Source organism: Deinococcus arboris (genome assembly GCF_009755355.1).
GTDB lineage: Bacteria > Deinococcota > Deinococci > Deinococcales > Deinococcaceae > Deinococcus > Deinococcus betulae.
This window is the reverse complement of record NZ_WQLB01000016.1, coordinates 25795-48945: the sequence shown is the minus strand read 5'-3', so window position 1 is coordinate 48945 and position 23151 is coordinate 25795. Positions and strand designations below refer to the sequence as shown.

The following is a 23151-nucleotide window of genomic DNA, read 5'->3' as shown; positions in this document are numbered from 1 at the left end:
TAACTCCTCCGCCTTCCTTTCAATTTTTCTTTCAAGTAAGATTTCTTTATGGCAGAGGTTATCTCCGTGCTTTCCCGCAAAGGTGGGGTGGGCAAGACGCTCACCGCCATGTATACGGTCGCACTCCTCAAAACCCAAGGCCGCGATGTAGCTGTTCTGGATAAAGACCCCGAAGGCAGCGCTGGGGCATGGGCACGCGCTGCTGGGAATCTCCCTTTCCCGGTCTATCCCGAAGGCAAGCAGGCGCAGGCCATGAAACATGCTGTGGTGGTTGTGGATACGCCGCCTAACGATCCCAAAGCACTCGGAGACGCTGCTCGCATGGCCGCCCGCGTCCTGGTCGTGGCCAAATGCAATGCCTTGGAGGCTGACCGTCTTGTCCCCACACTCGACGCCCTGGCCGCTTCCGGCTTCAGTGGGCCCTGGGGCATCCTCCTGACCCAGGCACGAGGAGGTCTGGGTCGCGAGATGAAAGCAGCCCTGGAGGACGAGGATCTGCCGGTGTACGGCATCATTCCCCACCTCATCAAGTTTGAGCGGGCCTTTGGCACCCTGCCAGATGACCTGACCGAGTACCGCGAGGCTCTGGCAGAGGTGCTGGCATGACGAAAAAAGGCAAGGGCCTAAGCATTGGCGCGGCCATGAAACAGCGGATGCAGGAAACAGATGCCCCTGTCCAGGAGCCACCCCAGGCTGCAGAGAAAGGCATGCCCGATGCTCTGGAGTCATTCAACACCCGCCTACCTACCGGCCTGCATCGCCGTCTGAAAATGCACGCGGCTGCCGAGGGCCGCAAAATTCAGGATGTGGTGCAGGCCGCGCTAATCGAGTACCTCGAAAAGAAAGAATGATTTCTTTCAAGAAAGAAATTGATGACTAAGTTTCCAGCACATCGAGCGGACATGGACCAGGTCAAAGCCCTTCTAGACGGTTTAGAAGAGTACATGGCGAAGGACGATCAAGAGTCCTCAGAGGTAGCTGCCTCGCAGAAACGATATGGACGCCGCGTGTCTTGGAGTCTCGCTCTGCTTGCCGTCGCGTTGGCGGCAACAGGAGTTCAAGCACTTCAGCCTTTTGATGGGTTCACCTTGGTCTACGGTGGATTGGTGCTGATGGCATTGCTGATTGCTGTGGTCGCAAACATTCTCGTGGTGCGAGAACAGGGGAACGTGTTTCAGAGCCTGCGACAGCCCCGGCCTGCCATGATTAGCGCGCTGCAAGAGCGGTTGATAGGAGAAGAAGCAGAGGTCGCCAAGCTACTTTCCTATGGCCTGCCAGAGATACAGTTTGCTCGCGCACGGCTGGCCCAAACCAGTGAGATCCAGAAAGAGAGGTTTGAAGCCGTCTTTGGAGCAGCTGGGCGCTTGGGTATGCTGCCAGCCATTCTGGCGACAGCGGCAGCCACACTTCCTGTCATTAAGGGCGCGCCGCTCTGGTTGCTTATTACTGCTGTTGTGGTGGCCTTCCTAGTCGTGCTGACCCAGAACAAAGCCACCGACGTTCAAATGGCTCTGAGCGATCTCAAGCACATGCTGGGGCTGTTAGATCAAGCCGTGACGATCAAAGAGAAAGCCAAGCAAGATGAGTTGGCCAACCTTGAGCAGACCCAAGGAGTACCTGAATCAGCGCGCATTTGAGCTCACCAGTTCCTGTGTCCCTTCCTATGCTTTGGGTATGGACCGCGCGCTCTTTCTGACCCTGATGGTGTCTCTGGCAGGCCAAACCCTGGCGCAAACACGAGTGCTGTATGACTCGCGCTTGCCGGCTCCAGAACCACGTCTAACAGAGAGCGAGCGTGGCCGCGTTGAGTCCCTGGCTCGGCGAGCAGCCACCCAACAGGTGTGGGACGCTGATGCTGGCATGGACCTCTGCGAGGGTTCCGACTTCAGCATTGAAGGCGCAGCCCCTGGCACGTTCACAGCCAAGGGTCGCCAGCAAACCGCCTACGTGTACACCTTCTGCTTCAACCGCACGGGCAACCTGCAAGGGTTGGTCATCTTGGAAGGTCTGAACGTTGCCGCGCACTACGTCTTCGTCAACCACGTCTCGTCCATGTATGCCCTCAAAGACATCAACCGCAACGGCTTCACAGAACTGGTGCTCGAGGGTGGGTTTAGCGGTCAGGGGTATACAGGGAATTTCCTGGAGATTGTGGAGCTCGGCCCTGTGCGGCGCCTCCTCGGGCGCCTGAACCAGCAGCTTCTGCCACAGCCATACGAAGACAACTGTGGAGTGAGAAGCTCGGGCGGGCAGTGGACCAGCGCTCTAATTCGGGTGACTCCAGGCGTCACATCCAGTTACACCTGGCAGCAGCTCACTGGCAGCCGTGGGAATGAGCGGGTAGCTATAAGCATAGGGCCGGTCAAACCGCTTAAGTTGACTCCCTTCCCTACAGGTTGGGCTAAAGGCCCACTCTGGTGATAGAATGAAAGTAAGAAATTTTTCTTTCTAAATGTCAAAAAACACTGTCAGAAGGAGTAAGGCAAGAACTACGCTAAGACTCGAGCTTCGAAGACAGGAAGACAGTGACGGGTGCATCCGCTGCGCGCTAAAACCCTGAGGCAGCCACTTTTCAGGTAAGTTAGTTCATCACCAGGGTGGCAATCCACAAACAACACCCGCGAGAATTCACTCCCCAGCGCGCACTGACCTGGCCGATCGTATTAACAGTATTGCTTCCTGATAGCAAGCGAGTGGGGCCGTGGCCTGTGCTCTGAAGCTATACGGCAAACAGGATAATTAGTGCTGTTCATAGTCTTCGCTGTACTCCAGCAGATCGCTCACTTCAACATTGCCATTGGTGAGTTCTCGAAGGGCTCGGATCACCTTAGCAAGGGTCTCTCGGTCAATGAGACGAGGGCCATCTGCACGGGTCAGACGGTAGATCGAGTTTCGACCGATACCCGCCTTGAGCTCAACAGAGAGCGCCGACAGATTGTGCTGCTCGATGTATTCCCGAAGCTTCCAACGGATCGCCACACTTTGACTCTAGCAGTTCTGCCTCATGTAGAACTGCTTGATGAGTTCAGGCAGAGGTGCTAGATTCCTGCTGTAAGCACGGGGCAGGATTGACCCCATGGTGTAAGTCGCAGCACCCTGTCCTTGGGCCACTGCATTACCCTTGATGTTTGTGAAAGGCTCAAGGGGCCTGACCCCTTGGTGTCCACTGAAGGAGACCTGTGAACCGATTGACTACCATCTCTCTCTTCTCCGGGGCTATGGGACTTGACCTTGGCTTGGAGGAGGCAGGCTTTCAGACTCTTGCCTGCGTAGAGGTGAATGAGGCCGCATGCGCCACTATTCGCGCCAATCGGCCTGAACTCTCGGTAATTTGCCGCGACATCCGTGAAGTCAGCAGCGCCGAAATTATGGAGGCTGCGGGTGTGGCTCCCGAAGAGGTCACCCTTGTCGTTGGTGGCCCGCCATGCCAACCCTTCAGCACAGCCGGGCGTCGAAAAGGTATCAACGATCCTCGGGGGTCTCTCTTCATGGACTTCGTCCGGGTAATCAACGACACTCGCCCGGCCTTCTTCATCATGGAGAATGTTCGTGGACTGCTCTCACAGGCACTCTCTCACAGGCCACTCAATCAGCGAGGTCCGGGGAACCCTCCGTTGGGAGAGGATGAACAACCTGGTTCCGTGTTGCGCGTGGTGCTTGAGGAGTTCGAACGCATCGGTTACCGGGTCGACTACTTCGCTGTGAATGCCGTGAACCACGGTGCTCCCCAGATCAGAGAGCGGGTATTCTTCATCGGAAATCGACTCAATCTGGCAGTGGACTGGCCTGACCCTTCACATGGCCTCCCGCCCCAAAAGGGGCAACGTCCTTTTGAAACCCTCGGGAGTGTCCTCATGGGCTGGGTAGACCCTGACCCAGTAATTATGGACTTCTCTCCCCGAAAGAAGCACTACTTGTCTCATGTTCCTCCAGGTGGCAACTGGCGGGACTTGCCAGAGGAACTGCAGCGTGAGTCAATGGGAGCAGCCTGGCATGCCAAGGGCGGGCGCTCTGGCTGGTGGCGGCGTTTGTCCTACGAGTACCCTTCCCCCACCATCGTCACCATGCCGAACCACGCCAGCACATCCCTGTGCCACCCAGAGGAGGTCCGCACCTTGACCGTAGGGGAGTGTGCCCGAGTGCAAGGCTTTCCAGAACACTGGCACTTCGTGGGCACTCCCCTGGAGCAATACACCCAAGTGGGAAACGCTGTTCCAGTGCAGCTTGGGAAGTTGGCGGGAGAAGTCGTCCGGCAGGCTCTGGATTCGCCGCAAAATGCGGCTCAACCGATGCTCTTCAACGTCCCTTCCCGTGGGCGCAACGTTCAATCAACTGTACGAACGCGGATGTACCACGTAGGGAGCAAACAGTGGCTGGCTGACCGTATTGGTTGGACGAAACACAAGGAAAAAGTCGAAAGCGACTAGCTCAAGGAGTTGACCCTATCTCCTCAAACACTCCCCGAGCTAACTGTTGCCAGAACTCTGGATCAGTGAGATTTGTAGTTTGCAGCCCGAACCTCGTCTTGGCTGCTATCGAGACCTCGTCAATCTTGGCTTCCAATAGCTCGGGGAGGTCGATGCCATACATCGCCTCAAACCGCTGGTAACCTTCCTGTAGACCCTCAAGTATGACGAGATACATGTCATCGTAACCCGAGACATGTCTCCACAAAGCTTTGCCTACTTTGATCTCTACTTCTGCTCCCCCTTCCTTAACAATGCGGGGTTTATTGGTTAAGTCTACTTCCCGGCCATAAGTCACACCGTAGATAACGCTCTTGATCGTGCTGCCGTCTTTAGTCAGCTCTTGAGTATATCTTCGCTCTTGGAAAGGTCGCTTGAAGTCCTCGATCAGCACCTTAAACTTATTTCGCATTTCAATAGCTGCGCTGTCGTTAATAGTCATCGGACCAGCCTTAAGGCTGATTAAGTCTATCTCGCCCGATGGAGAACGGAAGTACGCATCAATCTCCTTCAAGGGATTTTCACGATGAGTTTCATTTTGGCGGCCTCGTGGCTTGCCTGGAACTACGCGTGACGCAAAGGCAGAGATAAGTGCCTCGCTCATCCATCCATAGGCGGTCTCTTGTCCTGCAACTAGGTGGGCCTCAATCAGGGACTTGATAAGATCACGGAAGGTCTTATGACCGTACACTGGCACAGTAATAGCCTGCAAATATGGATTCGGGAAGAAGTTTTCAATCTGGAGGGAGGCAATCTTCTTGTGGCGACCCAGGTAGAATTTAAAAGACTTACTGGCAAAGAATTCCCTGAATACGAATCTGTCGATACTAGAACGCTGCTCAAGGTCAATGCCGAGACTCTCTATCTGCTGCCGGAGCTGTAGCCAGGGCCGAAGAAGGTGATGTGATTGAACAACATACATCACCTCCTTTTGTTCTTCAGATGTTAAATTTATATTTTGCAGAAGACTGGCGAGATTGGCGAGAATATGGCGTACTCCCTTTTGCGCCAACTCTAGTCTCTCCTTAAGAGCCGGGGACAGTCTGGGTAGGGCAGATATGTCTTGCTCGGCAAGTTCACCGACAGTTCCGAGCCCCCTACTGATGGCTTCATTCACTTTTGCAGCTAATCCCTGAGTGGCTTCTATGTGGACAAGATCGAGATAGAAAGGCCGTTCGCCCTCCAAGAGATCGTAAAGACTGGGATCCTCTACAGAGAGCAGAGGGTCCATGACAGGCTCTTGAGTCACCTAACAACTGTAGCAATAGTGTCTGATGTCTGGGAGTGCCAGTCGACATATCTGTCCTGCCGATGACAGGTGTTCACTCCGCTTTGCCTCTCTCTGACAACAAAAGTTGAGGGAATCTTTCGTGGCCTTACACTATCTTGGAGCTATGCACCCTGACCTTCCCCGTTCCATTCTCCAGCGGGCCTATGAGCTGGATGGGGCCACACTTGATCACCTGGCAGCTGGATATGGGGCAGGCAACTGGGCAGAACTCACTGGCAGCCTGAGCTTTGAGGGCATGGGCATCGGTGGCGGCGGCATGGCTCTGGTGGCGCAGACGTCAGCAGGGCCATGGGTCAGCCTGACAGATGGAGAAACAGATGTACCTGACAGTGACATTGACTTCTGCCTAATCATCGAACCCGAACTCTTTGCAGGCGAGGACTATGCCCTTTTCGTTAACGCTGGTCAGGTCACTGGACGTATGGGTACGCAAGCTGGGCGCTGAAGACCAGATCCGCGTGCATAAGTGGACACTCAGCGCATACCGGGCTATAATGCTCAACATCAAAGACGGCTTCGGCCGTCTTTCTTCTTTTCGGCTTAAGCGCCGTCGCTGTCCCCAAGCACGTTTTCTCAGTTCAGATCCAGTCGATCCTCGTCATCAAGGCCGTGCTGCGCCGTAAACCGGACACGCCGCCCCAGCCACGGATCTGAGCCGTCGTACGGCTGACGCAACCCCAGCACGTCCGCCAGCAGCGGTGCCGGCGGATCAGCAGGCAGCTCGATGGTCCCTTCGCAGACCAAAACCTCGACCCCTTCCAGCTGTGCGACCTCTTCCACGACTTCTGGGCCGTCTGGTCCTTCCGGAAAACGTCGGCGGTTGTGACGACGGTGCAGCGCCTCAATCACCTCCTCAGCCTCGAGGTCACCCTCCACGTACGCCGCGAACAGGTCTTCATCCGGGCCGTACATCGGCAGGCCCGACAAGCGCATCCCATGCCGTGCTGCTTCTAGCGCCGCGTATCGCTGGCCGCGTTCTTCCGGTGTGATTGGTGTCTTGTCCTCTGTCTTCATGTCACCCTCCTGGATCACCTGACCCAGACCCAAGTGCCGTGTAGCGTTGTTGCGAACCCACGTCCTCCCTTCACCTCACCCCATCAAGGGATCAACAGGGAGGGGGGTCAGTAGTCCATGTCCCACTGCACCTGACGCGCCTTCTGGGGCTTCAGGTCTTCCTCGTCCACGTCTAGGAGCCAGCCGCCAGCTGGCTCCTTGCGCTGCTCTCCGTATGGGCTGAGGTGCAGGTCCTGGTCCAGATCCCGCTCCAGCTCAAACGCCTTGCCCTGGAAATGCACCAGGTCGCCTTCCGCTCCCCTCCTCAGGGTGGTGTCCGTTCCGAAGCAGATGTGGACGTGGATGTTGCCCCCCTCCTGTTGATGCACGGCGACCGCGTAGATGTCCGCGTCCGGACGCCGCTCCTGCACCGCCTGTGCGACCACCATGGCGCCACGTCGCTCATCCACCTCAAGTTCCCCTGGCAATTGCGTGGTGAAGGTCAGGTGCTGCTGGTACTTCGTGGTCGTCTCCTGAATCCGTTCAGCAGCCTGCAGTCGGTCCGTCTCCCGCAGCTGGTTCTCCTCGTAGGTGTACAGCTGGGTCTGCTCCTTCTGGTCCATGTACTTCACGGCACTGCTCGCCCTGGCCAATCCACCGGCGCTTGTCTTGGTGTAATTGTTGCCGGAACGGTCGGGGATCGAACGCACCACCCGCTGTGTACTCGTCATGCGTCTGGCCATGGGTTACAACCCGAAGATCCCCTTGCGTTTCGTCCGCAATTCCTCCTCGGTGTCCTCCAGCTTGTTCACCGCTTTGACCACCACGCTTTGCGTCGCTTTGAGCTGCTGTTGCATCGTCGCGAGCACCGTCGTGACTTCCTGCTGTTGCTGCTGAAGCAGCGCCACCTGTTTCGTCAGCTGTTGCACCTGTGCAAGCTGGTGCGTGACCTGGTCTGCGGACGCCCGGACTTTCATCAGCAGTCCCGGGTCGTCGTTCCCCATGCCGGTTGCCAGCTCGTTCAACGCCGCACGCATCGCGGGGGTTGGTTCCTTCAGGGTGTGCACCGCGTGGCCCCACGCCTGCTCTTTGTACTTTTGAGCCTTCTCCTTCCCAAACTCCTTCAACAGCAATATGCCGGTCTCATTGCGAACCGCCATGCTCTCCAGCGCACTTCTCGCCAGGAGATGCCGCACCCGGTTCATCTGCGCGTGGATCTCCGCTCTAAGACCCTCCTGCAGTTGCACACCTTGGGCCTCGAAGAGAGTGCGCACTAGGTCGGACGTCATCACCTGCCGGTCCTGCAGGCTGTACCGCTCTAAGACGTTCGCACAAAACGCGGCCATCTTGACCCCCACCTCGTCCGCCATGAGTTTCAACGCCTCCGCATGCTGCGGATCGAGTGTCACGGTCACCCGCATGGGCTTCTGTTTTGGGCGTCCCGCCGTCTTTGTCATACTCGAGTGTAAATGGAAAAAAGAGGTAGCACTAATTAAATCTAGGCAGTGATCGGGTTTTCTGCCTCTGGGACGATGTCCCAGAGGCAAGATGCACGACAGTGCTAATCTTGCGTAGACGAGATAGCGGAGAGGGAAATGGGCAGGACAGGCGGTCGCTAGACGCACCTACGGGCCGAATTAAAGGGGCTCCCAAGCTCAGAAAAGCGACATTGAAATGGCAGTTAGAGAAGCGGAGAAGTGGATGGAATCTACCGAAGATCAACGGGTGAACCGGAGGTCTCATTGGAACAACGGTGGACCCAGTGGCATGGCTAACCGTGGTGGTCGTGCTAACGATCTTGCTGGTGTCGGCCTGGATGGTGGTGCCCCAGGTCAGGGAATGAATTGATCTCAGCTTCGGCCAAAGCCTCGCCGCCCACCTTTGGGCTTGCTGAGCTTGGGCGCCAGGGTGGACTCCAGCTGGCTCACCAGAGCCCGGGTCCGCTCGTCGGTCCGGAGCCACGTCAGCATCGTCTCTCCATGTGTGCCTGCCCCGGTGTGGTGACCTCATGTGTCATGGCCATGAGCAGCAGTCGCTGTGGCCCCTCCGAGACAGGCAGAAAGCGCTCGATCAGTTCTTCTTCGTTGGTAGGCAGTGTGAAGGTGAAGTCCTGGGCCATGGGCGGAGCCTATCGCGCTTTGTTTTTACGCCCGCCACAGGCTTGAGGGGGTCGCCTGGTGCTCTCCCAGGCGGGCCGCTGAAGGCGAGGACGGGCATTTCACATCAGGGCAGAAATCAATAGGGAGGGGGTGTTCAACTCGTCCCTTCCCCATTGGTGGTTTTGCCGCCGATTTTCACACCAACCATTTAGTGTTGCCGTTCTATCCGGGTAAAAATGGTCATTTTCGGCCACTTTCTGGGGCGATGACTGGCATCATGAGGGGACGTATCCCGGGAGGTCTATGGAGTACGCCCGCAAACGCACATCTTCTCGCAAGACTCAGAGAGAAGGGACACCTCAGCACACCACGTTGCCCCTCGATACAGCCTTGCAACGTCAAGCCCAACTGCGCGCCGACCTCACCCGCTTCACACTGCACTCGCCTGCCCTCCAACGCCAACAGGCGGCCCCAGCGCTGCGCGCCCTGGACCTCCACCGTGCAGAGGTCAGCCGTCTCACAGGTGAGCGCCAGACCCTACAACGCCAGCTGGCTGAATCGGGCCCGATACACCCTGATCAGGTGACCGCCCTCCAGTATCAAACCAAACCAGCCACTCCCCCACCGGCTCGCCCTCAGACCCCAGCAGACTGGGTGGTCGTCATGCAACGTCACGCGGAACAGGTCGAAGGCCAGCGCCTGGATAGCCGCCAGTTCGCGCAACACACTGCCCTGCAACGGCAGGTGGCCCAGCAGCTCACCCAAGGCTTCAAAGCAGACCGTGGCCTAGCCCAGGCCCGGTACGACACCTACGGCAATCATCTGGCGACCCTGCAACGCCATGAGGTCAGCGCGTCGGTCGCCCAGGTGGTTCTGAGTCAGGTGCCCTCAGGCGAACGGCCAGCCTTGCAGCGTGCCATGGATAGTGCCGTGCAGCGTCAGGTGGAACAGCAGGCTCATACGGATCAGACGCTGCGCACAGCCACCCTGCAACGGCAACTCGCAGACCTGGATGCCGAGGCCACTCAGCCCGTATTCCAACGCATCCAGAACCGTCGGGGCGCAGGCAATCCGCTACCTGAAGCGATCCAACGCCACCTCGAACAGGGCTTGAATCACGACCTGAGCCGGGTGCGAATTCATGATGACGCCGAAGCGGATGGGCTGGCCAAAGGTGTGAATGCTCTTGCCTTCACGACCGGCACGGACATCTTCTTTCGGTCCGGCAAGTTCAGCCCAAACACGCAGAGTGGCCTGGAGCTACTGGCCCACGAGGTCACGCACACTGTCCAACAGAGCCAGGGCCGTGTCGGCCCTGGCATTGACCCCGATGCTGGCCTCGAATCGGAGGCACAGCAGATGGGAAGACGGCTGAGCACACAGCTGCTCCCGAGATCAGCATCCCGCGCCCTGGCCAGGCCTGCGCAATCCAGGAAAGTCCTCACCCCTGGCAGCATTCAAAGAAAAACGGCTGACCCCACTGCGAATCTGATCGTGACTGTGAAGTCAATTCAGCGTCAGATAACTGCTGGGCAGATTGATGCTGCCGTCAAAAGCCTTCAAAAGCTGCCCCAGGCTCAGCGGGACACCGTGATCGGGCTACTCGCGGCCATGCGTCTTCCTGCCTGGGAACACATGCGTAAGGCGTTGGTCAAGGCCAAGGTCAGCAGCCCCAGCATTGACTTCTGTCTGGCTGGCCCTACGCTCTACGATCCTCTGAAGGGTCAAGCCCTGGCCACCACCTCTCTGGAGACAGCCGGGCGTTACGTCAACATGCCACTGGCCACCAAACTGGGGAAGGCCATTGAGTACGCGCCGGTCGGTGAAGCGTTCCGTACGCAGTTTCTGAGCATGATTAGTGTTACGGCCATCGCCACAACGGCAGCCATTTTTGTTGCTCTCCAACTGACGCCAGCAGGCTGGATCCTTGATGTTGGGGTCGTGATTATTGCCCTGGCGACTTATGGCCCCGCATCGTTTGCCATTGGGGAGCACCTGGGGGCGTTCTTCCGCATAGCGGACCGGGCCACGAATGACAGCGATCTGAAAATTGCCGGGAATCACTTCGCGCAGGCTGCTGCCATTCTAGGCACCGCTGGACTGGCTGGCCTGATCGGCAAAGCGGCTGGTCGAGCAGCCGGCAAAGGAGTCGTCGCACAGCAGCAGAAAGGGCTTGGCGTTCCCACAGCCCAGCAGCAGACTCTTCCCCTCTGGCAGACGCAGTACTCCGCCGCTATGAAACAGGGACTGACGCAAAAGCAGGCTTCGCTGTCAGCCACCATGAAGGTACAGGCGCCAACAGCCAAGCCTGTACAGCCCTCCAGTGCCATGAACACGGTGTACGAGGGCAGCCGGGCCGCCAATAAGGAGCTAATCCCCCTCACGGATACGCTGGCCCGCCGGTATGGCGCAACATTTCAGACACGGGACGGCCTGAAGGACGTGACCCGCTCCACAGAGAAGGTCCAGGCTGATTACAAGGGGAGCGCCGCACCGCTCCTGGACGTGGCCGGATCGCGGTTGCTGTTCAACAAGCTTGACGATGTGTACCAGGCTCTGGCCTACATCCGTAGTCGATACAACGTAGTTCAAATCAAAGATCGTTTCGTTGAACCGATGGCGACAGGATATAGAGACATTGTCCTAAATATTCGGGCCAGCAACGGTTATGTAGTCGAACTCCGGTTAGAACTCACGAAAATGTCAAACTTTGCCGCTACAGAACATAAAATTTACCAAGAGGTACGGAGTATTCGAGCTAAACTTAGCACTGAGAACCGTCCAGTCACGCCAGCAGAAGAAGCGAGGCTGAATGAGTTGACTCAAATGGCCAAGGATGGCTACAGGAACGTGTGGCAGCAAATTCTAAAGGAAAATAAGTGAAAAGTGTTAATGTAAGCTATTTCGCCGTTGGAGCCAGGCCAATCAAAGTTATTCATTTGGATGACAGGGTTCTTGCCGGCACGCCCTATGCCATGGATTGGATTGATGGAAGTTTTAGGATTGATCACAGTTACATGGACAATATCTGGGGTCCTCCATTAAACGATGATGCCGATACTCAAGAGATGACACAACAAGCTTTTGAGAAAATGGTTCAGCACTACCGTTCAGAAAAAGGGCTGAACGACTGCGACAATTCAGAATTTGAAAATGGTCTCCGGTATTACCGTGATGTCCTTGCGAAAGGCTAAGTAAGCCATTTGAGGATGCCATCCTTTCGAGCTAAGCCACCCACGGAAGGAAGGCTCCACAGCCGGAGCCTGGACTCAATTCCAGCTGTACCGGCGCAGCTTATTGACCACGTTGTGGATTAGCATTGATATTCTTGGGGTATGCCCGGATGGCGGCCTACCCGTTACTCGCGTGCTCAACTTGAAGAGCGCCGCCTCGCGGCGCTTGAATGGATCGCACGTGGGACGTACAAGAATCAAGAGATTGCTGATCACTTCGGGGTCTCGGTGCACACCGTGTACAGCTGGAAAGGTCGGCTCAAACGAAACGGTAGTCTTCAGGCCACGGTGGCCAGCGGTCCAGCCTCGCGGCTGACGGCAGAACAAGGGGAGCAGTTGCGCACCCTCCTGCGGGAGGGTGCGGTGCATCATGGCTTTCGGGATGAAACCTGGACGACCCGGCGTGTCAGTGAATTGATCGGCCGGCACTTCGAAATCTGGTACCACCATGACCATGTCCGGCACATCCTGCGCCGGTTGGGCTTTACCCCGCAGATGCCCGATGGCCGGGCAGCGGAACGCAATAAACTTTGGATTGCTTCCTGGAAAGAAGAGATGGCCCCGGAGTTGGAAAAAAAAGGTCGCTGAGGGCGCCACGCTCGTGTACCTCGATGAGGTGGGCTTTGCGATGAATGGCGTGCGCAGGCAGACCTGGTCCACCAGGGGCGTGACGCCCCTGGTCACCTTGCCAGCCAACTGGGAGAAGCTCTCGACGATTGGGGCGATCACGTCGGGTGGACAGTTCTTGCAAAACACGAAGGTAGGCGCGATCCAGAGTGGGAATGTGGTCCATTTTTTTCAACACCTCCTGCGCCATATCCAGGGAGACATCGTGGTGGGGGGTGTTTTAAGGAAGCTGCTACCAAGTGCAAAGTGAAATGATTTCACAAGCAGGGACCTGAAGAAGTACCTGTTCCAAGCAGTGTCGGCACTTTGCTTCAAGTGCCGCTTGGGCATTTCTGGAGGCAGACCAGGTGGAAAGCGGCTTGCTAGGCCCGAAGTGCCATCTCTCTTGGCCTATTCGGTACTTCCAACTTTCGAGACGAATCATCGCTTACCGCGTCCTACAGAGGAAATTCGCCACTTCGCGCTTCGTGGCAGCTTCCTTAAAATGCTCCCCTCTCGGGCGTGTATCAGGGAAGCTGCGACGAGACGCCACTGACAAAAAATATGTCTCAGCAGAACAGAAGCCTATTTTGCGACTTCATCAGGGAGATGCCGGATACTCTTTTGGAAACGGCACATCAGCCCCGAAATGTTCAATTTCACCCTGTAAGCAAGGTTCTTTGCATACTCAAAGATGCCGACACCAGCCAAAACCGGCACTCTTTGAATCATCTGTTTAGACCGATGGCGTCTCGTCGCAGTTTCCCTGCTGGAGTGCCAACTTATTGAGTTGGAGAAGTCTTCTCAGCTGTATTGACTTCGGTGCCCACTTGCAGAGCGGTGAGCAGACGTTCTGTCCATTCCCGTAGGCGCTGACGTTGCAGCAATTCCAAGGCCAGTTCATGCCGTACCCCGGAAAAATCCCGCGCGTCATCCTGCCAGAATTCCAACTGCGTCACATACAGGAGGCGCGCGTCGCAGACCAGGAGTCGGCTCAGGCTGCCGCCGCCCTCGGCGGGCCTAGTTCTTGTTCCTGCTGTGCGGTGAGGGGTGACGCCTCTGCTCACCGCACGTGGCCTGAGCCGGACACTTGAAACCAGGCGGTGATCACGCGCTGGATCACCCGGTGCCGGTCATGCTTTATGAATGTGCCAGTGGGGTGAGACGAGACGATCTGGTCGACGGATTCCTGAGAGGCAGTGGCCTGGAGATCCTTCCCCGCTGGCGCCTGACCGTGACCAATACGATTCCAACGCTGCGCGACCTGTCAATGCAGTGCCAAGTGCCGCTGATCGCCGCCGGCGTGAAAAAGGCGCTGTATGCTATTCAGTCTGATCCACAACTGGAAAATCGCTTCACTGTGATGAGGCTGCCACCGCTTCAATCAGGAGCACCCTTTGTGCGGATGCTGATGGCCTTTGAGCGGTGGCTCCCGTTGCCAGAGCCATCCCAGCTTCGGCAACCTGCGTTTGCGCAGTATCTCTACGACCTCAGCGGCGGTTGGATCGGTGAACTCAAAGATGTTCTGCACCGTGGCTTGAGATATGCAATCCAGCATCAAACGCCCTGCCTCACCGTTGACCTGATGCAGGCGGCTGGCTGCCTGAGTGCGAAGGAACGCCGAGCTGTCGACATCTGACGGATGCATGTCTTAGCCAAGCTGAGGCTGGATGCATCTGCTGCCTCCTTGACAATCTGACTCAATTCTGATGACAGATAGCGTCGTTGCGCGCAGCTCTGCATCTACTTCTAGACAAAGGATGTAGTTGGTTAATTTGATATCACATAATATTATGTATGCCGCCAGAAGTTAGTCCAGATCATGACGATGCGCGCCTGCTGCTTCACGCCCTACAGCATTACGACCTTGATGTTCTCCTGACACGGCTCGGGCCTTCTTCCACCCATCCACGCGCCGCTGCCCTGCAGTACACCCGTCTCCTCCCCTTCTTTTCTACAGCCCGCTTGGAAGGCATCGATTTCCAACGTCCTCCCGCCTCATTTCATCTCTGGGTCAATCACGTTGCCCTTCTGGGTGAGGGTGGCCGGCCAGTCAAACCCAACACGGCCCGCGCCCGTATCAGCGCACTGCATCTGCTTTACGAGAGCCTGATTGACTGTGGCGTCCTCACAACCAACCCCCTACGTGGGCTGCAGCGGCCACCGCAAGAGCGCACTTCTTCTCCACCACCACCAGCAAGCGAGATTCAAGCTCTTCTTCAAGCCAGTCGCCGGCAACACGCCCTGCACGCGGCTCTGACCCTGCTCTATCATCACGCCTTCCGACTAGAGGAACTCTTGAAACTTCAGTGGCAGGCTATTCGCCTCAATCCTGGCGAAGTCCTCCGGGCCCATACCATCACGCGACTGGATGACTCCAGCGTCCAGAGCCTGCTGCGCTGGCAAGCCCACAGTGGCGGCGTGTTCAGTGACCCTCAGGCGCGGGTATTCCCGTATGAAACGCCAGCAGCACTGCGGCAGGCCGCCTACCTGGCCAGCCTGGACGCTGAGATTCGCCTTTTTCCGCTGCGAGAACTCCGCCGCGCCTCATTGCGGGACTTTCCACATACGTCTGAGTCAGCAGGCTATGCCGATGACCAATCAGGATTTCAGATTGCGCTGGCGCTGGCCCAGGGTGTAACCCAGAGCCTCAGTCCTTCGGAAAAAAAGAGGAAGGACAGTGATAACGCAGGTGACTTAAGGCGCGACACTCCCCCTATATAGAGAGGCCCTGGCATCGCCCGCAGCGTCGTACGCCGCCGATGCCCTGGCGTAACACTCATTCGCCTCCGCTGGGTGCAGGGTCGCTTCAGCCTGATGGGCCGCCTCTACCCACCAGGGAGCCGCTTGCCCCGGCTCAGCGCCTTCCTGCCAGTGACGGGCAACACGCGCCGGGGTGCCGCCCGACTGACTCAGCAGGCCAGCTGCCTGCCGGTGCAGCCGCTGCCAGCTGGAGACAGAAGTGGTGCTGAGCACCGCGTTATAGACGAGATCATGCGCGAAACTCTCACCGCGCACCACCTGGGCCCGCTCCAGTTCTTCCCAGCTGTTCAGCAAGCGGAGGATAGGCCAGCCCAGCATGTCAGCCACCTGCTCCAGCGAGAAGTCACTGCGCAGCACCGCCGCCGCCTGCGCCGCTTCCAGCGCCTCCGGGGAAAGCCGCTCAAGGCGCCCCGTCAGCAGGGCTGGCAAGGTCTGCCCTGCCGCGCGCCTCACACCGTCCAGACTGAAATCCTGCGCCTCGTGCAAGTATTTGACAAGTTCCAGAGTCAGCTGGGGATTCCCGGCCGCAAAGCGCTGAACCTCCCGGGCCAGGCCAGGAACAGCCGGCAGCCCCACCTGAGCCAGAAACGCCAGCGTGTCTTCATCTGCCAGCGGCTGCACCTGCACCGGCCGCACCGCCCCGGAGTCATACATCTGGCGGGACAGCGCTGCGGTGGCCGGACTCAGGGCCCCCTCGCGGTAGCAGAACATGGACCGCAGCGCCGCCCGGCTGTCACCCCAGAACTTGGAATAGACGTAAGCGCCGGCCTCGATAGAGGCGTCATCCATGAAATGCAGGTCGTCCGAGAGCAGCACGACCGGGCCGCGGTCAGCCACCCGCCGCAGCACCTCGTACTTGGCGTCGTAGAAGCGCAGTTTGTCTTCAGCAGACGTGAGGGGCGGCGGCGCGTCCCCCAGCTCGGGGATGATGCGGGTCAGTTCCTGCCGGACCCAGACGGGAAGGGTCGCGGCTAGGTCGGGAAAGGCCGCCAGCGTCTGCCGGTAGGTGCGGGCATGCGTGGCATACGCCACGTCCTGGTCGCCGGGGCGGCCCTGCAAGAGCAGCAGGTGGTGGTCCGGGTGGGCACGGATGAAGTCAAGCGCCAGCCGGGATTTGCCGCTCCCAGAGGGGCCCACCAGGGCCACGCCGACGCCAGCGGCCCAACCCGCCTCCATCTGCGCCCAGGCGTCCTCGCGGGCCACCAGCTGGGGAGGGCGCAGAAAACTGAGGGGCAGGGCTGGCTGCTCGGCGCTGGGGGCAGGTTCTGTGTCAATCAGTCGGGCCAGGCGCGCCGTTTCAGCAGACGGTTCCAGACCCAGCTCCAGGGCAAAGATGGCCCGCAGGCGCTGATACGCCTGAAGTGCGGCGGCGCGGTCGCCGCTGCGGTGGTGCAGCCGCATCAGCTGCTGATGGGCATCCTCATCCAGAGGGTCGCGGGTCACGCGGGCCGCCGCCAGAGCCAGCGCTGCCGCCGGGTCACCCTGAGCAGTCAGTTGCTCGGTTACCTCTCGGCTGGCCTGGGCCTGCGCGGCTTCGCGCTCGGCGCGCTGGGCTGATAGCCAGTCACTAAAAGCAGGACTGATTTCGCTGTCCAGATCGGCCAGCAGCAGGCTTTCGCCGGGGGCAACCGGTCCCTGGAGGTCGGTGGTCAGGTCAGGTGCCAGGGCCAGGATCTGCTGGCCAGACACCAGCACGCGCCCCGCCGCCTGATGCAGCCGCCGTAGCAACTGCACCAGACTGTTGCGGGCCGTGGCGGGTGGGGCGTCCGGCCACAGCAGCGCGGCGCAGGTGCGGCGGGGCTGGGGGCCCTCCGCCGCCAGAAAGGTCAGCAGCGCGGCCGGTTTGCCGTCCAGGCGCAGCTGACCCCCTCCCCCTGACAATGTGGGAGAGCCCAGTAAAGACAGATGCCAGGGAACAGAATTAGACGCCATACCGCACTGTAAGCCGGCAGGGGCAGACTAAGCCGGCTTAACTACACACCCTGAGCATGACGGCCAGCATGGGGTCGGGCCGCGTCAGAGGAATGGGCCTCAAGGCTGCCGACAGGCCGCACAGCCCACGCCGCACCGCCGAATCACCGAGCGTGCTCAGCACTGCGCGGTCTCCGGTGAGGGCTGCACGTTGCATCTGCGTACGCCGCAGCAGGTACACGTCGCCCAGACGCTGTACATGGGCGAGCAGATCGTCCAGCTGAGCCTGAGCCGCTTCTTTCTGGCCCATGCAGCCCAGAAGAGCCGCCAGCAGCGCCTGCTGCTCAACCCGCAGAGGGGGGGGAAAGTCGGGCAGCGCCTGAACCTGCGCCGCCAGGAGGTCAGGCTCACCTGTTCCCTGGGCCACCTCCAGCCAGAGCTGCACCAGATAAAGCGCACTGAGCCAGCCCTGCTCGGTCGGTGTCTCGGCCACCTGATGCTGGTGCTGGCCGAGCAGCTGCCTCACACCCTCCAGGTCACCCAGGGCCCAGCGGGTCAGGGCCTCGCCGTAGGCGTTGATGAGCGCGACCACCCGAAAGCCTTCGGTCGTCCCCAGGTGTTGGCGGGCGCGCAGGTTGTGGGCCAGCGAGGCCTCAAAATCGCCCAGGCGGTAGGCCGCGCGCGACCATTTGGCACAGACCGACGCGGCGAACGGCGGAGCCGAGACGGCCAGGTGCCGCTGCTCTGCGGTGTCCAGCACAGGGCCGGCGCGACGCGGATCAATCATCAGAAGGGCAAAGCCCAGCCCTTCTAACGCGCGGGCCTGAATCTCCAGGCGGCCCAGCCGGGCGGCCAGGGCTTCCAGTTCCTCTAGCAGAGGGGGCGAGGCCCGGTAATCGTGCTGCAGGGCGTAACCCGCCAGAATTTCCAGCAGGGCGACTTCCGTCTCTGTCGCCTGGGCCTGGCGGGCCCACACCAGACCGCGCTGCGCACACTGCACCTGCGCCTCAAACTCCTGAAGGGCGAAGTGGAGGCGGGCCCGGTGCAGGGCGGCGCGGGCCTGCTGCGCTGGGGTCAGGGCTAGGCGCTCCAGCGCGGCCACGGCACCCTGCCACGCTGGCACCTGATCTTCGAGAATAAAGAGGGCCTCTAGCTGTTCAATGCGGACCTCAAAGGCAACCTCTGAGTGCGGGCCAGCCTCCAGCAGGTCGGCGGCTCGCCCAAAAAAACGGCCGGCTTCGCGGTACAGGCCGCTGCCCTGCGCCACCGCACCAGCTTGCCGGAGGGCACTGGCCGCCTCTGCGGGCCGACTTCCCGCTTCCCAGTGCAGGGCCACCTGGGCGGGCGGGGCGCCGGCCTCAGCCAGAGCGCGGGCCGCCGCCCGGTGCAGCAGCGACCGCAGGGGCGGCGGCATCTGTGCGCCCAGGGTTTCCCGGAGAAGGTCGTGGGTAAATTGTCCACCCACAAGCACGCCGGCCTGCCCCAGCGCCTGCCAGGCCGTTTCCAGCTCTGCTGGGGACACCCCCAGCATGGTGGCGAGCAACTCGGGCCGCAGATCGTGGGCCACCACACTGGCAGCCCTGGCCAGCTGCACCTCGACAGGCGACAGCTGTTCCAGGCGGCCGATGAGAAGCTGTTCGGCGCGGCCCGTCCGGGGCAGGCGGCCCAGGTCCAGCGTGCCTTCTGGGGTGAGCAAATGTCGCACCGTTTCTTGCAGGTACAGCGGATTGCCCCCGCTGAAGTGGCTCAGTCCCGGCGCGTGGGCCTCCAGTTCGGGGCCGCCCAGCGCGCACAGCAGGGTGCCCACGGCCTCGGTCGTCAGTGGCGCCAGCGCCAGCTGCGTGGCCCGGCCCCGCCGCACAAGGTCGTCAAGCAGCCCGCTGGCCGCTGGCGGCAGGGCGCCGGTCCGGTAACAGACGGTCACTGCAGCGGATAAGGCCGGCGCGTCCAGCCACGACAGGCACAGGTCCAGCGACGCTGGGTCCATCAGCTGCACATCATCGAGCATCAGGGTTTGAACCTGCGCCGCCGCCAACTGATACAGCTGCGTCAGGGCCGCGTGCAGCGCCGGGCGCACGTCCCCCTCCGGGAGGGCGGCCTCCAGCCGCTCTGGCAGCAGCAGCCCCAGCACCGGCCGGGCCAGCACCTGCTGGTGAAGGTCGGGGTGCGCCTCAAGCAGCAGACGCAGCCCCCGCGTGACCGACGCATAGGGGATAGGGGCGTCGCTTGGGTGACCTCTCAGGGTCAGGGCGGCGCCATGCCTGGCCGCCGACGCCTGGGCCACACTCGTCTTGCCGATGCCCGCCTCGCCGGTCAGGACCACCACCTGGCCAGCCTGCCTCGCCTGGGTGATGGCCTCCAGCACGTCATCCCGCCCGACTAGATGCGCCGGGCCGCTGGACAGGTCTGGGGCCGCCGGGGGGCCCTGGGGCTCAGGAGCGCGCGGGCGGCTGCGTTCGATCTCCTGAGCCAGCGCCTGCGTCTGCGGCATGGGATCGGTCTGCAAGGTGTCACGCAGGCTCTGGCGAAACTGGCCAAAGGTGGCCAGGGCCGCCGCTGAGTCACCAGCCAGATACTGCACGCGCATCAGGGCGCGGGTCGTCTCATCCGACAGGGGCTGAAGAAAGGCCGCCCGCTGAAGCAGCGGCAGGGCTTCTTCTCCCCTGCCCTGCGCCTCCAGGGACCGCGCCGCTGCCCGCGCCGCCCATGCTCCTTCGGCCCGCAGACGCACCCGCTGCTCGCGCAGCCAGGCGTCAAACTCTTCTAACTCTGGATACTGGAGGCCGTCCAGGGGGAGGGCCTGGCCCGCCCCGCCCCCATCCAGCGCCTGAACACGAACGGCACTGGCCAGCGTGAGCACCTGCTCGGTGGTCAGCAGCGGGGCGCCGTAGGTCTGCCCCATGCGCCGCAGCATGATGACCAGATTGTTGCGCCCGGCCTGGCCTGCGTCTGGCCACAGCAGGTCCGCGGCCCGCAGCCGCGTGGCGCGGCCCTCCAGGGCCAGATACACCAGCAGGGCCAGCGGCTTGCCCTCGCAGCGGCGCCGCTGACCTTGCGGGTCAATCAGGCTGGGGGGACCCCAGAGTGTCAGCGTCCAGTGCGCCTCCTGCGGCATCCTCCGCAGACTAGCAGAGGCCCGCCGCACAGAGGGCTCAGCGCCGGGGCGGGGTCACGGGACCGCTGGAGGTCGAGGACGGCGACGTGGAGGTGTCCCGGAGCATGGTCAGGCGGCCCCCGAGCAGCGCTTCCCCATCTGGGGCCGAGGCCTGGAAGGTGCCCTCGTAGCGGTCACCCGAGAACCGGCCGCTGAGCTCCAGGTTCAACTCGTCGTCGCCGCTGCTCAGCCCGATCTTAAACTGCCCTGCCGAGCTGCCCAGAAGCCAGCCGCGCAGGTCGTCGTCACCAGTGCCGCTGCCACTCAGGCCGCCCTCGCCGTCGTCATAGACCGAAAAGCGCATCTCGACCGGGCCGTTGGGGGTGTCAAAGCGGGCTGCCCAGGTGCCAGTGGCCGTCCAGGGTGCCGGGGTAATGAGCGCTGCGGGCGAGACCGGAGCTGCCGCAGGCCGGACTGAGCTGATGGAGGGGGACGGCAGCACAGGGGCCGCCGGTTTGGCCGTCTCAGCCGGGCGGCGGCTGTAGGCCTGCCGGACACTGCGGGCGTTGAGGGTCAGCGTGCCGCCCGCCAGGGTAAAGGTGCCCTGGTAGGGGGCCTGCTTGACCGTTTCGCGCGTGCCTTCAAACCGCTTGCAGCCTGCATTGAGACGGCCCGGCGAGACGCCGATGCGTTTCTGGGCGGCGCCCGGCTGAAAACTGAGTTTGTTACCCGTCACCTGGTATTTGCCGCTCTCGGTGAAGACATTGAGTGTCTCGCAGGTCACGAGGTAGCTGCCGAAATAGCCGGGAATGTAGCTCAGTTGCAAGTCGGTCAGCGCATAGGTGCCGTCCGGGCGCAGCAGGAGGCGGGTGGACGAGGACTGCGCGCCCTCGGCGTCCTTGTCATAGATATTGGCCGGGTAAGCGGTGCCGATCAGCCATTCGCCCGTGAGGGCCGCTGGGGCCGCCGCCAGCGCAGCGGAAGTCAGGGAAAAGAGGGAAAGGAATAGGAACGCAGAATGACGAAGCATAAATCAGTCCTTGGGAGGCGCCCACTGCGTGGCGGGCCAGAGAGGGCCGGGGGTCTGGGAGGAATAAAGACCTCCACAGACCCGATGAAACAAACGGCGAAGGCTCAGCGCAGGAACGCCTGTTTCACGGCGTCCATCAGGGGGTCGCGCTGGCCGGCGGGATTGCTGGGGATATACCCCTCGTTGATGTTCCAGATGATGGCGCCACCCAGACCCTGTGCACGCACGTACTGGCCCTTGAGGGCGATGCTCTGCGGGTCTTCGTAGGAAACGAAGGTGCAGCCCTTGGGTCCAGTGGGCGAGGCGGCACTCAGGTAAGGCACCCCGGCCGCGCTGTCCCACTGCGCCGTCATCTGGCCCTGGTACTGCGTGACGATGTTGGCGTAACTCATGGCGTTGTCGTCGGCCACCAGCGTCATGCCCGCCGCACTCTGACGGGCACCCGTGACGCCGCTATAGCAGCTGCCAAAAAACCCGATTCCGGCGCCCAGCTTGCCCGCCGGCACCCCCGCCGCCAGGTAGGCCTTCACGCTGGACTCCAGGCTGCTGGGGGTGGTGGAGGCCGCGCCAGTCAGGGCGCCCGAATGCCAGGACTGCCAGCCGCCCCAGACCCCGTTCATGGCGTAGCTCATGATGTTCACGCGGTCAAACTGGGCAGTCAGGTCCGCCGAAATCAGCCTGGCATCCCCTGGAAAATTGGCATTGACCCAGGCCACTGGCAGCGTGAGGATCAGCCCCGGCTGGCCGGCCTTCAACTCGGCGGCCAGCGCCTTCAGGGGGGCGGTGTCCTTGGCCTTGATGGGTTCCCAGTCGAGGTCAATGCCGTCAAAGCCGTAGTCCCGCACCACCTGGAGCAGATTGGCCACAAACCGGGCGCGGTTGGCGTCCGACGCAGCCCCCACGAACGCGGCGTAAGCGCCCGCGCCGCCCAGCATCAGAATGGCCTTCTTGCCTTCCTGGTGGGTCCGGGCCACGACGCCTCCGGCCCACTGCGGGCCAGCCACACTGTCAATGTCAAAGCGGGTGTTGACGGTGCCGTCGGCATTGGGCACGGCGCGGCCCACGACCAGATGGGTCAGGGCGTCCCACTTCACGGCGTCCAGGGGATAGCGGTCGCGCAGGTAGCCCACGTAATAGCCCATCACCCAGGGCTGGCCGGTGGTCGGCGGCACGGGGGTGGGCGGGACAGGACCAGGTGGAATGGGGGTCGGCGGCGTGGGCGCCGGGGTGGAGGTGGCCGCGCCACTGAACGTCAGAGTGCCAGGAGCCAGATTGGCCGTACCCGCTGGATATTTCGCGGTGAAGCCGAACGTCACCTGGCCCCCGGTGGGGATGGCTGCGTTATAGCTGGCGTTCGTGACCTTGACCTGCGCGCCGGTCTGCGTTAGGACACCATTCCAGGAATTGGTGATCACCTGCGCCCCCGGAAAGGTCCATTCTAGCGTCCAGCCTTTGATGGCGGGGCCGGTATTGGTGATGGTGACGCTGCCGGTAAAACCCGTCTTCCAGTCGCTGGAAACGCTGTAGGCGACAGTGGCCGTGGCAGCGGTGGCCTGCGCCGCTACGTTTGGAGTGGCAGCCGGGCTGCTGGGGGCAGCGCAGGCGACGAGAGACAGCAGCAGCAGAGGAGCCAGACCCAGGGGAAAACGCAACATCTCAACCTCC

The 23151-nt window shown here is 60.9% G+C and carries 22 protein-coding genes; 12 read left to right on the top strand and 10 right to left on the bottom strand.

The window, feature by feature from the left end:
* Nucleotides 1-66 precede the first annotated feature (66 nt).
* The 4 genes from GO986_RS12615 to GO986_RS12600 are packed head-to-tail and all read left to right on the top strand — an operon-like array spanning nucleotide 67 to nucleotide 2421.
* Nucleotides 67-606 (top strand): nucleotide-binding protein, encoded by a 540-nt coding sequence (locus GO986_RS12615; RefSeq protein ID WP_369409343.1) that lies wholly within the window; start codon nucleotides 67-69, stop codon nucleotides 604-606.
* A complete protein-coding gene (locus GO986_RS12610) occupies nucleotides 603-851 on the top strand; it encodes a hypothetical protein (protein WP_157459662.1) in 249 nt (82 codons plus the stop codon). Before GO986_RS12615 ends, GO986_RS12610 begins: the two co-directional genes overlap by 4 nt.
* Nucleotides 852-902: 51 nt before the next feature.
* Nucleotides 903-1637 carry a hypothetical protein gene (locus GO986_RS12605; protein ID WP_157459661.1) on the top strand — a complete coding sequence of 245 codons (735 nt, stop codon included), beginning with the start codon at nucleotides 903-905 and terminating at the stop codon, nucleotides 1635-1637.
* 37 nt (nucleotides 1638-1674) lie between these two features.
* On the top strand, nucleotides 1675-2421 hold the full coding sequence (locus tag GO986_RS12600) for a hypothetical protein (protein WP_157459660.1): 747 nt from the start codon (nucleotides 1675-1677) through the stop codon (nucleotides 2419-2421).
* 318 nt (nucleotides 2422-2739) lie between these two features.
* Here GO986_RS12600 and GO986_RS12595 read toward each other — a convergent pair whose 3' ends face one another.
* Nucleotides 2740-2979 (bottom strand): helix-turn-helix domain-containing protein, encoded by a 240-nt coding sequence (locus GO986_RS12595; RefSeq protein WP_157459659.1) that lies wholly within the window; start codon nucleotides 2977-2979, stop codon nucleotides 2740-2742.
* 200 nt (nucleotides 2980-3179) lie between these two features.
* On the opposite strand from GO986_RS12595, the gene GO986_RS12590 reads away from it, so the two are divergent.
* The gene (locus GO986_RS12590; protein ID WP_198170646.1) at nucleotides 3180-4427 is read left to right on the top strand and encodes a DNA cytosine methyltransferase; all 1248 of its coding nucleotides are present in this window, start codon (nucleotides 3180-3182) and stop codon (nucleotides 4425-4427) included.
* Between the two features lies 1 nt (nucleotide 4428).
* Here the strand turns inward: GO986_RS12590 and GO986_RS12585 are convergent, their stop codons facing one another.
* A complete protein-coding gene (locus GO986_RS12585; protein ID WP_157459658.1) occupies nucleotides 4429-5697 on the bottom strand; it encodes a PmeII family type II restriction endonuclease in 1269 nt (422 codons plus the stop codon).
* Between the two features lie 163 nt (nucleotides 5698-5860).
* Between GO986_RS12585 and GO986_RS12580 the strand changes: the two genes are divergently transcribed.
* Nucleotides 5861-6202 carry a hypothetical protein gene (locus GO986_RS12580; RefSeq protein ID WP_157459657.1) on the top strand — a complete coding sequence of 114 codons (342 nt, stop codon included), beginning with the start codon at nucleotides 5861-5863 and terminating at the stop codon, nucleotides 6200-6202.
* 128 nt (nucleotides 6203-6330) lie between these two features.
* On the opposite strand, the gene GO986_RS12575 is transcribed toward GO986_RS12580, so the two are convergent.
* From GO986_RS12575 to GO986_RS12560, 4 genes are all read right to left on the bottom strand, one after another.
* Entirely contained in the window at nucleotides 6331-6771 is a 441-nt protein-coding gene (locus GO986_RS12575) for an antitoxin VbhA family protein (RefSeq protein ID WP_157459656.1), read from the bottom strand.
* Between the two features lie 107 nt (nucleotides 6772-6878).
* Nucleotides 6879-7481 carry a hypothetical protein gene (locus tag GO986_RS12570; protein WP_157459655.1) on the bottom strand — a complete coding sequence of 201 codons (603 nt, stop codon included), beginning with the start codon at nucleotides 7479-7481 and terminating at the stop codon, nucleotides 6879-6881.
* Nucleotides 7482-7496: 15 nt separating this feature from the next.
* On the bottom strand, nucleotides 7497-8207 hold the full coding sequence (locus GO986_RS12565; RefSeq protein ID WP_157459654.1) for a hypothetical protein: 711 nt from the start codon (nucleotides 8205-8207) through the stop codon (nucleotides 7497-7499).
* A gap of 506 nt (nucleotides 8208-8713) precedes the next feature.
* Nucleotides 8714-8869: a hypothetical protein gene (locus GO986_RS12560; protein WP_157459653.1), complete on the bottom strand. Its 156-nt coding sequence runs from the start codon at nucleotides 8867-8869 to the stop codon at nucleotides 8714-8716.
* A gap of 283 nt (nucleotides 8870-9152) precedes the next feature.
* On the opposite strand from GO986_RS12560, the gene GO986_RS12555 reads away from it, so the two are divergent.
* The 6 genes from GO986_RS12555 (at nucleotide 9153) to GO986_RS12530 (ending at nucleotide 15412) form a co-directional block, all read left to right on the top strand.
* Nucleotides 9153-11732, top strand: coding sequence for an eCIS core domain-containing protein (locus GO986_RS12555; protein ID WP_157459652.1), 2580 nt, complete (start codon nucleotides 9153-9155; stop codon nucleotides 11730-11732).
* Nucleotides 11729-12043: a hypothetical protein gene (locus GO986_RS12550; RefSeq protein ID WP_157459651.1), complete on the top strand. Its 315-nt coding sequence runs from the start codon at nucleotides 11729-11731 to the stop codon at nucleotides 12041-12043. The genes GO986_RS12555 and GO986_RS12550 overlap by 4 nt, the downstream gene beginning before the upstream one ends.
* 141 nt (nucleotides 12044-12184) lie before the next feature.
* Nucleotides 12185-12670, top strand: coding sequence for a winged helix-turn-helix domain-containing protein (locus tag GO986_RS22945; RefSeq protein WP_157459650.1), 486 nt, complete (start codon nucleotides 12185-12187; stop codon nucleotides 12668-12670).
* A 13-nt stretch (nucleotides 12671-12683) separates the two neighbouring features.
* Nucleotides 12684-12959: a transposase gene (locus GO986_RS12540; protein ID WP_198170644.1), complete on the top strand. Its 276-nt coding sequence runs from the start codon at nucleotides 12684-12686 to the stop codon at nucleotides 12957-12959.
* Between the two features lie 819 nt (nucleotides 12960-13778).
* Nucleotides 13779-14327 (top strand): TniB family NTP-binding protein, encoded by a 549-nt coding sequence (locus GO986_RS12535; protein ID WP_157459648.1) that lies wholly within the window; start codon nucleotides 13779-13781, stop codon nucleotides 14325-14327.
* A 158-nt stretch (nucleotides 14328-14485) separates the two neighbouring features.
* Nucleotides 14486-15412 carry a hypothetical protein gene (locus tag GO986_RS12530; RefSeq protein ID WP_157459647.1) on the top strand — a complete coding sequence of 309 codons (927 nt, stop codon included), beginning with the start codon at nucleotides 14486-14488 and terminating at the stop codon, nucleotides 15410-15412.
* Here the strand turns inward: GO986_RS12530 and GO986_RS12525 are convergent.
* From GO986_RS12525 to GO986_RS12510, 4 genes are all read right to left on the bottom strand, one after another.
* A complete protein-coding gene (locus tag GO986_RS12525) occupies nucleotides 15386-17383 on the bottom strand; it encodes an ATP-binding protein (protein WP_157459646.1) in 1998 nt (665 codons plus the stop codon). The genes GO986_RS12530 and GO986_RS12525 overlap by 27 nt on opposite strands.
* A gap of 37 nt (nucleotides 17384-17420) precedes the next feature.
* Nucleotides 17421-20477 (bottom strand): ATP-binding protein, encoded by a 3057-nt coding sequence (locus tag GO986_RS12520; protein ID WP_157459645.1) that lies wholly within the window; start codon nucleotides 20475-20477, stop codon nucleotides 17421-17423.
* Nucleotides 20478-20514: 37 nt separating this feature from the next.
* Nucleotides 20515-21486 (bottom strand): hypothetical protein, encoded by a 972-nt coding sequence (locus tag GO986_RS12515; RefSeq protein ID WP_157459644.1) that lies wholly within the window; start codon nucleotides 21484-21486, stop codon nucleotides 20515-20517.
* Nucleotides 21487-21590: 104 nt separating this feature from the next.
* Nucleotides 21591-23141, bottom strand: a complete 1551-nt coding sequence (locus GO986_RS12510) for a glycosyl hydrolase family 18 protein (RefSeq protein ID WP_157459643.1) — start codon at nucleotides 23139-23141, stop codon at nucleotides 21591-21593.
* Nucleotides 23142-23151: the final 10 nt, after the last annotated feature.